Genomic DNA, 13,247 nt, shown 5'->3' with positions numbered 1-13,247 from the left:
TTCTCCGAGGCAGGGCATCTTGTCACGGCCTTTCGCAGCCGCGGCGCGCCAGCTCCGGCACCGGGCCGGCCATCCTCACCGTTGGATTCTGGATTGGTCCGCTAACAGAAAGAAATCACTGTCATAATTCCGCCAAAGATGCTTGCTGGTCCCCCGAAAGAATCGATCCTTGGGACGGAGGCCGACATGATCGAAACCACATCAACCACCGCAATTGCCGCACTGACTCTTGGCCTTGGGCTGGCGCTTGGATTTGGCCCGGCTGCGGCCGACGAAGCCAAGCCCCCTTGCGCAGAAGACAGCTATGCGATGGGCCTGCGCTATCAGCAGCAGTCGGCCGAGGTCGCAGCCCTTCAGCGCCAGGCCTATGCCCTGGCTCGCATCCGGTTGGATGAGGCGCTTGCCAAGGCCGCTCCCGGCGACAAGCTGGCGATCGTCACCGATCTCGACGAAACGGTGATCGACAACAGCGCCTTGCTGGTGCGCGACATGCAGGCTTGCCACGACTATACCACCTGGGACACCTGGAAGCATTGGGAACGCGAAGGCAACCCGACCCTGATCCCCGGTGCGCTGGATTTCTTTACCTATGCGGACCAGAAAGGCGTCGCCGTCTATTACCTTTCGGACCGCTATGACGAGAACAAGGCCCAGACCAAGGCGACGCTTGAAACGCTGGGCCTGCCCAAGGTCACGGACGAAACCGTGCTGCTGCTGGGCCCGCCCAAGCAAGAGCGGCGCGAGCTGGTCGAAAAGGACCACAAGGTCGTGATGCTGCTGGGCGATACGCTGCATGACTTCTCGGAGGATTTCACCAGCAAGGTTCCCGTCGACAAGCAGCGCGACCTGGTGGCCGAGCAGGCCGAGCATGTCGGCCGCGACTGGATCGTGCTTCCGAACGCCGGTTACGGCACCTGGAGCAAGACCGAGCTGAAAGCCTGGGACGCCCCCATCAAGACCGAGTGACCAACGGGCGGCCCCGCCTCGACCGGGGGCGCTTGACAGCCTCTCGCGCGGGGGCCACGCTTGCGCCATGCCCTATAAGCCTGACGGATACACCGACCTTGCCCCGTATCTGCTGGTGCCGGACGCGGAAACGGTCCTGCGCTTTTGCGAGACCGTTTTCGGGGCGCAGCGGCTTCGGGTCATCCGTGGCGAGGGGACAAGAATCGTCCATGCGGAATGCCGGATCGGCGATACCGTCCTGATGATGGGCGAGGCTGAGGGGCCGCCCGCCATGCTGCATCTTTACCTGCCCGATCCCGATGCGGCTTTCGACCGCGCGATCCTGGCCGGGGCCGAGGCCATCCAGCCGATGATGGAGAAAGGCGACGGCGACCGGCGCGGGGGGCTGCGCACGCCGGACGGCACGCAATGGTATCTTGCCCGGCAGGTCGCGGGCGATTAGCGCGCCACGCCGACACGACCGCGCGCATCGTCAGTCGCGGGATGCCTGCCTTTGGTCAAAGTCATCACGTGCAGACTGGATACGCCCAAGGTTCTGCTCTGCCCAGATCCAGACGCCGCAGAACGCCGCGCCAAGGCTTTCGCCCAGATCCGTCAGCCGGTAATCCACCCGTGGCGGAACGACTGCGTGGACGGTGCGGATGATCATGCCGTCCCGTTCCATATGCCGAAGCGTCTGCGTCAGCATCTTCTGGCTGATGCCGGGGATCCGGCGGGCGACCTGGGTGAATCGCAGTTCTCCATGCTCGGCCAGCACCTCCAGCACGATCATGGTCCACTTGTCCGCGACGCGTCCGATCAGGTCATTCACCAATGCCTCGACGTCCTCTCCCCGCGCGCTGGGGAAATCTGCCGTGGTGGTGGGGCTTACGTGCGGGTGTTCCGAGCCGTTCGCAGGGGGCCCGCTCATCGCCACTCTCCTTTCGGTAAGTATGGATATTCCAGGTGCCTTCTTACCACGGGTGCCCGAATGACCGATATAGGCGCGACACCCATCGGAGAGAAAGTCATGCAACAGACGGGCAACACGATCCTCATCACCGGCGGCGGCTCGGGCATCGGCCAGGAACTGGCCCGCAGATTCCACGACCTCGGCAATACCGTCATCGTCGCGGGTCGCCGGATCGAGGCGCTGCAGGAAACCATTGCGGGGCGTGACGGGATGCATGCCCTGACCCTCGATATCGACAGTGCTGAGGGGATCGCGGATTTCGCCGAACGGCTGCTTGCCGCCCATCCGGCAGTGAACGTGCTGGTCAACAATGCGGGCATCATGCGGTTCGAGGATGCCTCGGCGGGCCGTGATCTTGCCGATGCCGAGGCGACCGTGACCACCAACCTGCTGGGGCCGATCCGCCTGACAAATGCCTTGGTCGATCACCTGAAGTCGCAGGCCGGGTCCGCGATCATCAACGTCACCTCGGGCCTTGCCTTCGTGCCGCTGCTGACCACGCCGACCTATAACGCGACCAAGGCCGCGATCCACTCGTATACCGTCGCGCTGCGCGAAGTGCTGAAGGGGCGCGTCGAAGTGATCGAACTGGCCCCGCCCGCCGTCCAGACCGGTCTGACTCCGGGACAGGAAAGCCGGCCGGGCTATCAACCGCTTGGCGAATTCGCGGACGAGGTCATGGCCTTGCTGGCGCTGGAGCCGACGCCTGCCGAGGTCATGGTGCCCCGCGTCGCCTTCCTGCGCCGCGCCGAGGTCGAGGACCGTTTCGACGACACGCTGGTCCAGCTTAACGCCTTTGCCACGGCTGCGCGGAATGGTTGAAGAGGCCTAGATCCGGATTCGATTATCCTTGCATATCATCCATGTCATGGAGTAATTGCAAGGTATGTATTCTCGCCAGATCAACAGAACCGTGATTTCCGCGCTTGAGGAACAGGCAGCCGTCGTGCTGCTGGGGCCGCGGCAGGTCGGCAAGACAACCCTTGCCCTTGAGATCGCGGATGCGCGCCCCTCGGTCTATCTTGATCTTGAACGCGAGGCGGATCGGCAGGTTCTGATCGAACCGGATCTTTACCTGGACGAGCAGGCAGGCAAGCTGGTGATCCTTGACGAGGTTCAGCAGATGCCCGGCCTGTTCGCCAGCCTGCGTGGACAGATCGACATGCGCCGCCGCAAGGGCTTTCGGACCGGACAGTTCCTGCTGCTCGGCTCGGCTTCGAACGTGCTGTTGCACCAGTCGGCGGAATCCCTTGCCGGACGTGTCCGCTATGTCGAGATGCCGCCCCTGCAACTGGACGAGGTGGGCCGGGATCGCCTGAACGAGCTTTGGCTGCGCGGCGGTTTTCCCGACAGCTTCCAGGCGGCCAGCAACCGGGCCAGCCTGAGCTGGCGCGAGGATTTCCTGCGCACCTATCTTGAACGGGATATTCCCGCCCTTGGCCCGCGCATTCCGGCCACCACCCTGCGCCGCTTCTGGACCATGCTGGCCCATGCGCAGGGCGGGCTTCTGAACGCCGCTGCGCTGGCCGAGGGGCTGGGCGTTTCCGGCCAGACGATCGGGCGCTATCTTGACCTTCTCGTGGACCTGATGCTGGTCCGCCGCCTTGCCCCTTGGCACGAGAATGTCGGCAAGCGGCTGGTCAAGTCCCCAAAGATCTATGTCCGCGACAGCGGCCTGGTCCATGCCTTGCTTGGCCTTGGATCGCTGGAAAGTCTGCTGGGCCATCCCGTGGTCGGCGGAAGCTGGGAAGGATTCTGCATCGAGACGATCATCGCGGCCGCCCCTGCCGGGACCGAGCCATTCTTCTATCGCACCTCGGCCGGGGCAGAGCTTGATCTTGTCTTGCGCCTGCCCGGCGACGAGATCTGGGCGATCGAGATCAAGCGCACGACAGCGCCCAAAGTCTCACGCGGGTTCCACCTTGCGGTCGACGACATCCGCGCCGACCGCAAGCTGCTGGTCTATGCCGGCGACCGCGACATTCCCGTCGCGAACGACCTGCGCGCCATGCCACTGGACATGGTCGTCGCGCAGCTTCGCAAAGGATAAGGCGGAACGCCTAGGCCGCGCCAAGGGCCGCACGGGTGGCCTGTGCCAGACGGCGCGCCCCTTCTTCCAGCTTGCCCGGTGCGTTCAGGGTAAAGTTGATCCGGATCGAACGGCGGTCGCGCCCCTCGGGGTCGAAGACACTGGACGGCGTCACGCAGACCTTATGCGCCAGCGCCTCACGCAGCAGGACATCGGTATCAAGTGCCGGGTTCAGTGCCGTCGCCCAGACGAACATGCCACCGGTCGGGATTTCCCATGAAAACAACCCGTCCAGATGGCGGCTCATGGCGGCGCAAAGCGCATCGCGGCGCGACCGGTAAAGCCCAAGGACTTGTGGCAGGATCCGCTCGGTCAATCCCGCCGCAAAGGCATCCTGCGCGATGCGCTGACACAGGCCCGAGGTGCACATGTCCGACCCCTGCTTGGCACTGACCAGCGCCCGGATCATGTCCGGCGCGGCGATGACCCAGCCGATGCGGAACCCCGGCGCCAACTCCTTGGACAGCGTCCCGAGATAGATGATCGGACCGTCATAGACCGGCTCGTCCCGTCCCGACAGCGTCAGCATCCGCGGAAGTGGCGCGCCATCATAATACAGCGTGCCATAGGGGTCATCCTCGACCAGCCAGGTGCCCGTGGCCTCGGCCGCAGCAACGAAGGCACGGCGATCCTCAACCCCGACAAGCCGCCCGGTCGGGTTCGAGAAATTCGGCACGACATAGCCGAATTGCGCGTCCCGCAGCGCCGCAGCCGGATCGAAATCCGCCGCCTCGACCCGCATCGGGCGATAGGTCGGAGAGCGAGGCTTCCAGGCATCCAGCGCCCCCAGATAGGCCGGGCTTTGCGCCGCGATCAGCCCGCCCTGGTCGATCAGTACCTTTCCGATCAGGTCTAGCGCCTGCATCCCGCCGGTCGTGATCAGGACGTTCTCGCGCCCAAGGCGCAGGCCCGGCGCCGAAAAGCGGGCGGCGATGGCGTCCCGCAGCCCGGCCAGCCCCTCGATCGGGCCATAGGCCAAGGCCTCGCCGGAATGCTCTGTGATCGCGCGGGTGGCCAGTCGGGACAGATCGGATACCGGCCATGTCTCGGGATCGGGCAGCCCACCCGCCATGTTGATCAGGTCGGGGATCTGGCCCGCCGCCAAGAACATCTGCGTGACGTCGTTGGAATCGGCCAGCCACCTGGCAAGTCCCGGACGCCGCAAGGGACGCGTCATGATCGCTCCTCGGAATCGAGAATTCATCGGTCCGCCACTGATGCAGGAACCCGCCGTCGTGGCAAGTGTCAGATCTTCGGGTCGGGACTGCCGGTATCGTCGCGGGAAACCTGCAGCAGAATCCGCCCGGTCGAGGCCAGTCGCCGCAGTTCCGCCGCGCTTTGATAATCGGCGTCGTGATACCAGGCCAGCGCCCTGTCGCGGTCGGGAAACTCGAGCAGGACCATGCGTTCGGCAAAGGCGGGCTCGCCCTCGATCGTTTCGACCGCATCGCCACGAGTCAGGAACCGGCCACCGAAGCGCGCCAGCGTCGCGGGGGTCAGCGCGGTATACTTGCGATAGGTTTCGGGGTCGTGGATCGTCATGGTGCAGATGAAATAGGCAGGCATCTTCGCATCTCCTCGGGTCGCGGCCCCGTTTCTGACACACTTGCGCGCGCACTGTCACGTCAAGGGCGCACCGCAGGCTTAGCGGGTCGTGCCGCTGCGGTCGGGTCGCGCGAGCTGGATAAGATCCCAGCGATTGCCCCAGGGATCGCCCCAGACGGCGACACGGCCATAGGGCTCATCCCGAGGCGGCCCCTCGAAGGTGACTCCCGCCGCCTGCATCAGGTGGTAATCGCCGTCGAAATCCTCGGTCTGCAGGAAAAGCCATACCCGGCCGCCCCCCTGCTCGCCAATGGCTGAGGTCTGGCGTTCATTGACGGCGCGCGCCAGCAGGATTTCTGTCTCTCCGCCTCGGGGGGCAATTCTGACCCAGCGTTTGCCGTTTCCCAGATCGGTATCCTCGCGGCATTCGAACCCGATGCCACCGAAAAACGCCAGCGCCTCGTCATAATCCGGCACAAGCAGTGAAAAAAGTGCGAGACGGCTTGGCATGGTTGACCCTTCTTCCGGCGACGGCGAACTTATGTTCGAAGGCGGGCCGCCGTGCAATGTCAGGGGCCTCGGGAAGACTATCCCCGATAGGCGATCAGCACGGCCCCCAGCGCGATCATGACGACGCCAAGCCAATTCAGCAACGTCAGGCGTTCTCCAAGAAACAGCACGGCAAAGACCGCGACAAAGACGACCGACAACTTGTCGATCGGGGCCACGCGCGCCGCATCACCCAGCTTCAGGGCGCGGAAATAGCAGATCCACGACGCGCCCGTGGCCAGCCCCGACAGCACAAGGAAAACCCAGCTTCGGGCCGATACCGAAGCCGGCTCCTGCCAGTTGCCGGTGACATGCACCATCAAGCCAGCGGCCAGAAGAATGACGATCGTCCTGACGAAGGTCGCAAAGTCGGAGTTGACGTTCTCGACCCCGACCTTGGCAAAGATCGCCGTCAGCGCGGCAAAGCCCGCAGACAGCAAGGCCCAGACAGGCCAGCTTAAAAACATCTTCAAGGTATGCCCCTTATCGCATTCGGCCCCCTGCCGGAATCTAGCAGCTTGCCGGGGGGACATTGCAAGAACCCATGCAACCCGCCACGCCCTCTGGACGTAGACATCAAGGCAAACCAGAGGAACCGTGATGAAAACCGAAGTGCAGGGCCTTTTCGAACGATATGAAGGCTTTTTTCTTCGCGCACTTGCGGGCGAAGCCGACATGGCCGAACTCGAGGAGCTTTACACCCCGGATTATATCGCCGCCTCTCCTGCAGGGGTCATGTCGGGCAAGATCGATGCCCGCTTCCGCCAGAGCCTGCTTGAGGGTTACGAACATTACCGCGCCATTGGCACAAGGCAAATGCAGGTCCGGCATATCGACATTTCCCCGATGGGCGACAGCCATTGCGTGGCGCATGTCGCGTGGATTGCGACTTATGCCCGCCCGAACCGGCTCGATGCGAAGATCGATTTCGAAGTGCATTACCTTGTCCGGCTCGAAGGCGGAATGGCCCGTGTCTTTGGCTGGGTCACGGGCGATGAACAGGCCGTGCTAAGACGGCACGGCATCATCTAGGGTCAGGGCATGGGCTGCCGGCTGGTCACGCCGGAAACCATCTGCAAGCGAGCCATCAGCACGGGCAGCAAATGCGCGGCATATCTTCAGAGACCAGGTCACGACGGGGGTCGATCCGGACCCGACCGGTAGGGTCATTTTGACCAAAGACAGCCGCCAACTTCCGCACGCCAGCCTGCATGGAATAAGGTCACCTGCCTAAAAATGTGAAGGATTTGCGAAGTCTTGCGCATGTTCCCAAAATCGATTGACTGGTTGTGTTGGCTCCATTAATTGCCCTTAAAGGTTGGTAAATCTCATGTTCCAACCTTCCAGAAGCGTTTTCCTGAACGACAACTAAAGTATTGAATATATGACTTCTGCTCGCCACCTTGCCGCCTCTCAGAACGCAGATACGCGCCGCAAAGTGACGAAGGCCATTTTCCCGGTAGCGGGACTTGGGACCCGCTTTCTGCCGGCCACGAAGAGCATTCCGAAAGAGATCATGACGCTGGTCGACCGGCCTCTGATCCAATACGCGATTGACGAAGCGCGGGCTGCCGGGATCGAGGAGTTCATTTTCGTGACCTCTCGTGGCAAGGGCGCGCTGGAGGATTACTTCGACCACGCGCATGAGCTGGAATCGAGCCTGAAGAAGGCCGGCAAGACCGATCTTCTGGACGTGCTGCGGGCGACCAACATGGATTCCGGGGCGATCGCCTATGTGCGCCAGCACAAGGCGCTGGGTCTGGGCCACGCGGTCTGGTGCGCGCGGCGTCTTCTGCAGGACGAGGCGGTGGCCGTGATCCTGACCGACGACGTGATCATGGGCGAGCCGCCCTGCCTGCAGCAGATGATCGAGGCCTATCAGGACACCGGCGGCACCATGGTCGCGACCATGGAAGTTCCGCTTGAAAAGACCAAGTCCTATGGCGTTCTGGACGTGGCCGAGGACATGGGCGCCATCGTCCGCGCCCGCGGCATGGTCGAGAAGCCCAAGGACAACCCGCCCTCGAACCTGGCGGTGATCGGACGCTATATCCTGGCGCCGACGGTGATGGAGAACCTCAACAAGCTCAAGCAGGGCGCGGGCGGGGAAATCCAGCTGACCGACGCCATCGCCGACGAGATCGCCGAGGGCCGCGACGTCTTCGGCCTGCGCTTCCGGGGGCAGCGTTTCGACTGCGGCTCGAAAGCGGGCTTCCTGCAGGCCACCGTCGCATTCGGACTGGCCAGGGACGAGCTGAAGGACGAATTCAGCGACTATCTCGCAGACATCATGTCCATGCGGAAGGCCGCTGAATGAACCCGCCCGCATACATCCAGTTTCAACGAGACGCCTGATTCATTCAGGCCGCGCCATTTCTTCGGAGAAGATCCAATAATCCATTAAGATTGGGTAGATCCCCGAGAATATAGCTGCGGTCGTGGCCAGTTCCCGCAAGCCACGCCCCCGACGTTCCCCATTAGACAGAGAAGCTGATGACCACGCTCATCGTCGATGCGCGCGTGCAGGATATTGCACGTCGCCTTCTGCCCGAAAGTGTAGAGATAGAAGTTCTGGACCAGACTGAACGCCGTTTTCCGGCCGACCAGCTGATCGAGGGCGACGTTCTGGGGGCGGTTTCTCTTGCCGGCCAGAAAAAGGCGCTGAAGGCCGCGTTATCGGATGGGCCGTTTTCGAAAGTCGCCGTCTTTGAACTGGACCCCGGGGAACCTCGGACGTTCTCGGAATCCGTCATCAGCCTTTTGCTGGGAGAATTGAACTCTGCCCGCCGGGAAATCGGAGAGGCGCGTCTGGCCGCAGCCCGGTTGCGCACGGAAAGCATGGGCACCACGGCGCGGCTGCGGGAAATCGAAACGCTGCTTTACACCCTGGGCAACCCGCAGCTGGTCAATGCCCTGTCCTGGCAACCGACCGGACAGATGCTGCATCTGGGCGCGGGACAATCCCTGTCGCAATTCCTGCCGGTCAACGCAGTTGGCCTGACCGCCGTCGATCTGTGGTTTCCGGGCGTCGTGATGCCGATGATCGACGCTTTTTCGGTCATGCTCGAGGATGCCTCAGGGGCCATCTATCCAATGCAGGCCGCGCAACCGGACATGGGACTGGAAACCGGCTGGTTGCGGTTCACCCTGCCGGAACCAGTCGAGGGCGTTGGGCGCAACTGCAAGCTGCACATCGAGATGACCGACGACAGCAGCCTGACCTTGGGATTGAGCCAGCCCGTACCGGACCCGGACTTCCGTGCCACCGGGGCCGGTGGCCCATTGGCTGACGAGACGCTGGCCCTGCGCGCGTGGCAGTCGTTGGGCGGGGTGCGTCTGCCCAGCTGCAGCCCGAAGATCTCGGGCAGCCAGGCGGTCAGCATCGCGGAATCCAAATTCGTGCCTGCCTCAAGCCTGCCCGCGCCCGAAATCTTTGCGCGCCCCCTGCAGGCAGCGGACCATGTCTCGACCGCCCATTGGGAAAACGAGAACGCGATCCTGGTCCATCCGTCACGCAAGGGCCCGGTTTGCGCGATCCTGCGCGATATCGACCTTGCCGGGCTGTCCCATGTTTCGGCCCTTGTCACCGTAGGCCATGCCCGCGCACCCAGCCTGAATTTCGCCATCGGTGTCGCGCCGCATGGCGCGGTGGATGAAGACGGCTATTGGCAGCGCCGCATGGGGCCCTGGGTTTCCGGCCTGCCGGCACAGGGTTGGGCGCAGGCCCATTGCATTCCGGTGGAGCCGATCACGGGACGCGCCGATCTGCTGCTGGCGGTATCGCTGGCAGCGGACGTGCCCAATGACCTGAGTTGGGGCCTGTTCCGGGGCTTTCGCGTGTCGCGCGGGGCCTCCGAGGAAGAGGAGCGGGGATGAGCCGTCGCAAACCTGCCTTTACCCCGATCTCGGTCCCGGCGAACCAACCGTCGCCGTGCAAGCCTCTTCATGGGGTCACCGTCATTGTCCCCGTCAAGGGACATCCGGTCCTGATCGACGACGCCATCGCCTCGGTCCAGCGCGAGATCGAAGCCGGTACCGTCCAGCGCCTGATCGTGGTGAACGACGGCTGCGAATATGCCGAGACGATGGACAGTCTGACCGCCTGGCAGGCTTTGCTGGGCACGAAAATGCGCGTGTTGAACTGCACGAATGCCGGTCTCAGCGCAGCGCGCAATCGTGGCATCGCCGCGGCCCTCAAGGCCGATCCTCAGCTTGACGCCGTGTTCCTGCTGGACGCCGACAACATGCTGGTCCGCGGTGCGGGAGCGGCGATGCAATCGCTGCTGGAGTCCCGCCCGAAGGCCGACTGGTTCTATCCCGATTTCGACTTTTTCGGCCAGAATGGCCACTATGTCACCGATCGCGATTATGACCTGCTGTTTCACGCCCAGATCAACCTGTGCGAGGCTGGCAGCCTGATCCGCCGCCGCGTTCTGGACGCCGGCATCCGCTTCGACGAAGGCATGAGACGCGGCTATGAGGATTGGGATTTCTGGCTTTCCGCCGCGCAGGCGGGGTTCCGCGGCCATTCGGCGGCCCGACCTTTGCTGCTGTATCGCAAACGCCCGGTCAGCATGCTGAGCAACTCGCATGACGCCGACAGCGAGTTGCGCAGGCACCTGGAAACCAAGCACGCATGGCTGTTCAACACGCCGAAGCTGCTGGCGCTTGAGGCCGCGCGCTTTCCCCGCTTTGCCGTGATCGAGGGGCAGGCAGGCGCGACGCGCCTTCTGACCGACCCCGGCCAGCGCCGCGACATCTCTCTGGATGAGCTTGAGCGCCAGATCATGGCGCATTTCGCCGAGCCCTTCGCAAACCATGCTCCGGCCTATCTGGTCTTGCTGCGTGACGGGGTCTGGGCGCGGCTGGCCGAGAAACGGATGCTGCACAGCTTCCTGTGGAATGCCGAACGCCGCTGGTCGCGCGCTGGCAGCAGGCCGCAGTTCGACCTGTTCCACCTAAATGCCTCCGAAAGCGGGCATCACGTCCAGAACGACCTTGGCAACACCGACCGGATGGCGGATGGCGTTGTGATCGATCTGCAGGCGCTTCGTGACCTGATGACCGGCACGGGCGATCAGATGCTGCGCCGCATCGATCAGGCACCCTCGGAGTTTCAGGTCAAAAGCTGGGGCTTCGCGCTGGAGGGGATGACGCCCCTTGAACCCAAGACCGCCAGCGCCCCCGAACTGCTGCGGCTGCTTCTGTTGCGGCTTAGCCGCAGCCGCTTCCGCGCGGCACTTGGCCAGCGCTGGGAATGGCGTGAACAGGGAGGCGCCGTCGATCGCGCCACCGCGCCCCTGATCCCCCGCCGCATGACAGCAGGCGGCGTGGTCTTTCCGATGCTGAAGCAGCCGGGGCAGCGCGATATCGGTTTCGTGCTGCCGATCTTCGATTTTGGCGGGGTCGAGAAGGTCGTGGCCTCGATGGCGCGCGAGCTTCAGAAAAACGGCTGTCGCTGCCATCTTTTCGTGGTCAGCGACCGTCCGATCCATCCGGATGGATGGGCGCTTCAGGCCTTTGCGACGGTCAGCTGGATGCCCGACCCCAGCGCCATCGACTGGACCGGAACCGAGTTTCTGGGAACAGCCGAGCCGAGCTGGGGCAATGCCGAGGAAAAGGCCGATCTGATCGGGCTGCTTTCCGGCATGGACGTGGTCATCAACGCCCATTCCGGCGCGCTGCACAAGGTCGCGGACCTGCTGCGCCGTCGCGGCGTCACCATGATCGACCATGAACATCTGTTGGAACGCAGCCATTACGGTCGAAGCTACGGCCCTCCGAAATTGGCGCTGGCCTATGAATATGCCTATGACCTGATCCTGACCTGCTCGGATGCGTTGCGCCGCTGGATGCACAGCCACGGCATCCCGCGCGAAAAACTGATGTCCGTGGTCAACGCGCCCGGCTATCCCCTTCCGCATGGCGCGCGCGACCAGATCGAGCGACGCGGGGAGCGGTCCGTGGACAAGCCCCTGCGCGTCCTGTTCATGGGGCGTCTTGACCCGCAGAAGGGCGTTCACCGCCTGTCGACGATCTTCCACTCCCTTGCGCTGAGGGTGCCCGACATCCGCCTGACCATCGCGGGCGGCTCGGTCGTGGACGAGGGCGGGGCAGACTTCTCGTTCCCGCGCGGCACGCGGATGCTGGGACCGGTGCGCGGTGCCGAAGCGCTGACAAGGCTGCTGCTGGACACGGATATCATGGTCCTGCCCTCGCATTACGAGGGTCTGCCCCTGTCCATTCTTGAGGCACAGCGCTGCGGCGTCGTGGTCATCGCGACCGATGTCGGTGCGATGGAGGAAGCAATCCAGCACGGTATTACCGGTTTCATCCTGCCCGAGGACGACTGCGAGGAATCGTTCACGCAGCAGATCCTGCGGCTTGATGCCGACCGCCCGCTGCTCGCGCGGATCTCGGGCGATGCCGACCGCATGGCGCGGGACTGGTCGCTGGCCATCGCGCCGCTGCTGGTCTGGCTGAACCGCACCGAGGTCGGACCGGCCGCCGACGACACCGGCACTGAGGAATTTGATATGTACAGGAGCATTCTATGACGACCATCTTTGACGCCGCCATGCGCAACTTCCGCGCTGCTGCCGATATTCTAGAAGCGCTTCAGGCCACCCGCCTGGATTTGGTGAACGAAGCCCGCGCCGGGTTGACGGGTCGCCCGCGGCTGGGTCTGGCAGGCGGCTACAACAACGTCACCGCGTCCTTTGGCGCATGCCTGCCGACCAATGCCCGCGCCGAGGTGCTGACGACCGGGGACAATGCCGGGATTGAGTTGCGCACCAGCGGAGCCGAATGGATGACGCTGGAAGGCACCCTGCCCAGCAATGTTCCGGCCGAGCGGGTCTATCTGGAAATGCAGGTCAGCTGCGATCAGCCGGTCGTGGTCGACATCTTCGTGCGCGAGATCCTGGACGATGGCTCGGTCAAGGATGCGGGCCATCGCGAATGCCAGTTGACCATGGACAGCATCACCGTCTGCAACCTGAAAATGCCGGAAGCCTCGGAATACGCAGTCGACCGTCGCGTGATAGTGCACCTGCGCCAGCCGGCCTCGCGCATGATCTTCGACCGCCTCGCCATCACGCTGACCTGAGCCGGAAGATGCGCGCAGCACCGAAGACCCTCCTCCAT

14 protein-coding genes are annotated in these 13,247 nt (G+C 63.7%); 9 read left to right on the top strand and 5 right to left on the bottom strand.

Annotation, left to right across the window (positions count from 1 at the left end; all coding sequences use genetic code 11):
• The first annotated feature begins 186 nt into the window (after positions 1-186).
• Both ACO2Q4_RS19845 and ACO2Q4_RS19840 read left to right on the top strand, forming a co-directional pair.
• On the top strand, positions 187-966 hold the full coding sequence (locus tag ACO2Q4_RS19845; RefSeq protein ID WP_423321389.1) for a 5'-nucleotidase, lipoprotein e(P4) family: 780 nt from the start codon (positions 187-189) through the stop codon (positions 964-966).
• A gap of 67 nt (positions 967-1,033) precedes the next feature.
• Entirely contained in the window at positions 1,034-1,408 is a 375-nt protein-coding gene (locus tag ACO2Q4_RS19840) for a VOC family protein (protein WP_311761173.1), read from the top strand.
• A 30-nt stretch (positions 1,409-1,438) separates the two neighbouring features.
• Here ACO2Q4_RS19840 and ACO2Q4_RS19835 read toward each other — a convergent pair whose 3' ends face one another.
• A complete protein-coding gene (locus ACO2Q4_RS19835) occupies positions 1,439-1,876 on the bottom strand; it encodes a winged helix-turn-helix transcriptional regulator (RefSeq protein WP_423321386.1) in 438 nt (145 codons plus the stop codon).
• A 60-nt stretch (positions 1,877-1,936) separates the two neighbouring features.
• Between ACO2Q4_RS19835 and ACO2Q4_RS19830 the strand changes: the two genes are divergently transcribed.
• On the top strand, positions 1,937-2,740 hold the full coding sequence (locus ACO2Q4_RS19830) for an SDR family oxidoreductase (RefSeq protein ID WP_395135524.1): 804 nt from the start codon (positions 1,937-1,939) through the stop codon (positions 2,738-2,740).
• A 64-nt stretch (positions 2,741-2,804) separates the two neighbouring features.
• Positions 2,805-3,968: an ATP-binding protein gene (locus tag ACO2Q4_RS19825; RefSeq protein WP_395135522.1), complete on the top strand. Its 1,164-nt coding sequence runs from the start codon at positions 2,805-2,807 to the stop codon at positions 3,966-3,968.
• A gap of 10 nt (positions 3,969-3,978) precedes the next feature.
• Here the strand turns inward: ACO2Q4_RS19825 and ACO2Q4_RS19820 are convergent, their stop codons facing one another.
• From ACO2Q4_RS19820 to ACO2Q4_RS19805, 4 genes are all read right to left on the bottom strand, one after another.
• Positions 3,979-5,184, bottom strand: coding sequence for a PLP-dependent aminotransferase family protein (locus tag ACO2Q4_RS19820; RefSeq protein ID WP_423321384.1), 1,206 nt, complete (start codon positions 5,182-5,184; stop codon positions 3,979-3,981).
• Positions 5,185-5,252: 68 nt separating this feature from the next.
• Positions 5,253-5,573 carry a DUF1330 domain-containing protein gene (locus ACO2Q4_RS19815; protein ID WP_395135519.1) on the bottom strand — a complete coding sequence of 107 codons (321 nt, stop codon included), beginning with the start codon at positions 5,571-5,573 and terminating at the stop codon, positions 5,253-5,255.
• Positions 5,574-5,651: 78 nt separating this feature from the next.
• Entirely contained in the window at positions 5,652-6,062 is a 411-nt protein-coding gene (locus ACO2Q4_RS19810) for a VOC family protein (protein ID WP_423321382.1), read from the bottom strand.
• Between the two features lie 77 nt (positions 6,063-6,139).
• Positions 6,140-6,568 carry an EamA family transporter gene (locus tag ACO2Q4_RS19805; protein WP_423321509.1) on the bottom strand — a complete coding sequence of 143 codons (429 nt, stop codon included), beginning with the start codon at positions 6,566-6,568 and terminating at the stop codon, positions 6,140-6,142.
• 133 nt (positions 6,569-6,701) lie between these two features.
• On the opposite strand from ACO2Q4_RS19805, the gene ACO2Q4_RS19800 reads away from it, so the two are divergent.
• The 5 genes from ACO2Q4_RS19800 (at position 6,702) to ACO2Q4_RS19780 (ending at position 13,209) form a co-directional block, all read left to right on the top strand.
• Positions 6,702-7,133, top strand: a complete 432-nt coding sequence (locus ACO2Q4_RS19800; RefSeq protein ID WP_395135515.1) for a nuclear transport factor 2 family protein — start codon at positions 6,702-6,704, stop codon at positions 7,131-7,133.
• 352 nt (positions 7,134-7,485) lie between these two features.
• A complete protein-coding gene (locus tag ACO2Q4_RS19795) occupies positions 7,486-8,418 on the top strand; it encodes a UTP--glucose-1-phosphate uridylyltransferase (RefSeq protein ID WP_423321378.1) in 933 nt (310 codons plus the stop codon).
• Positions 8,419-8,594: 176 nt separating this feature from the next.
• Entirely contained in the window at positions 8,595-9,977 is a 1,383-nt protein-coding gene (locus ACO2Q4_RS19790; RefSeq protein WP_423321377.1) for a DUF6212 domain-containing protein, read from the top strand.
• On the top strand, positions 9,974-12,658 hold the full coding sequence (locus tag ACO2Q4_RS19785) for a glycosyltransferase (RefSeq protein ID WP_423321375.1): 2,685 nt from the start codon (positions 9,974-9,976) through the stop codon (positions 12,656-12,658). Before ACO2Q4_RS19790 ends, ACO2Q4_RS19785 begins: the two co-directional genes overlap by 4 nt.
• Entirely contained in the window at positions 12,655-13,209 is a 555-nt protein-coding gene (locus tag ACO2Q4_RS19780; protein ID WP_311761611.1) for a hypothetical protein, read from the top strand. Before ACO2Q4_RS19785 ends, ACO2Q4_RS19780 begins: the two co-directional genes overlap by 4 nt.
• Positions 13,210-13,247: the final 38 nt, after the last annotated feature.

This window comes from Paracoccus sp. KR1-242 (genome assembly GCF_049446195.1).
Taxonomy (GTDB): Bacteria; Pseudomonadota; Alphaproteobacteria; order Rhodobacterales; family Rhodobacteraceae; genus Paracoccus; species Paracoccus broussonetiae.
Note: the sequence above shows the minus strand (reverse complement) of the source record. Positions and strands in the feature narration are given on the sequence as shown.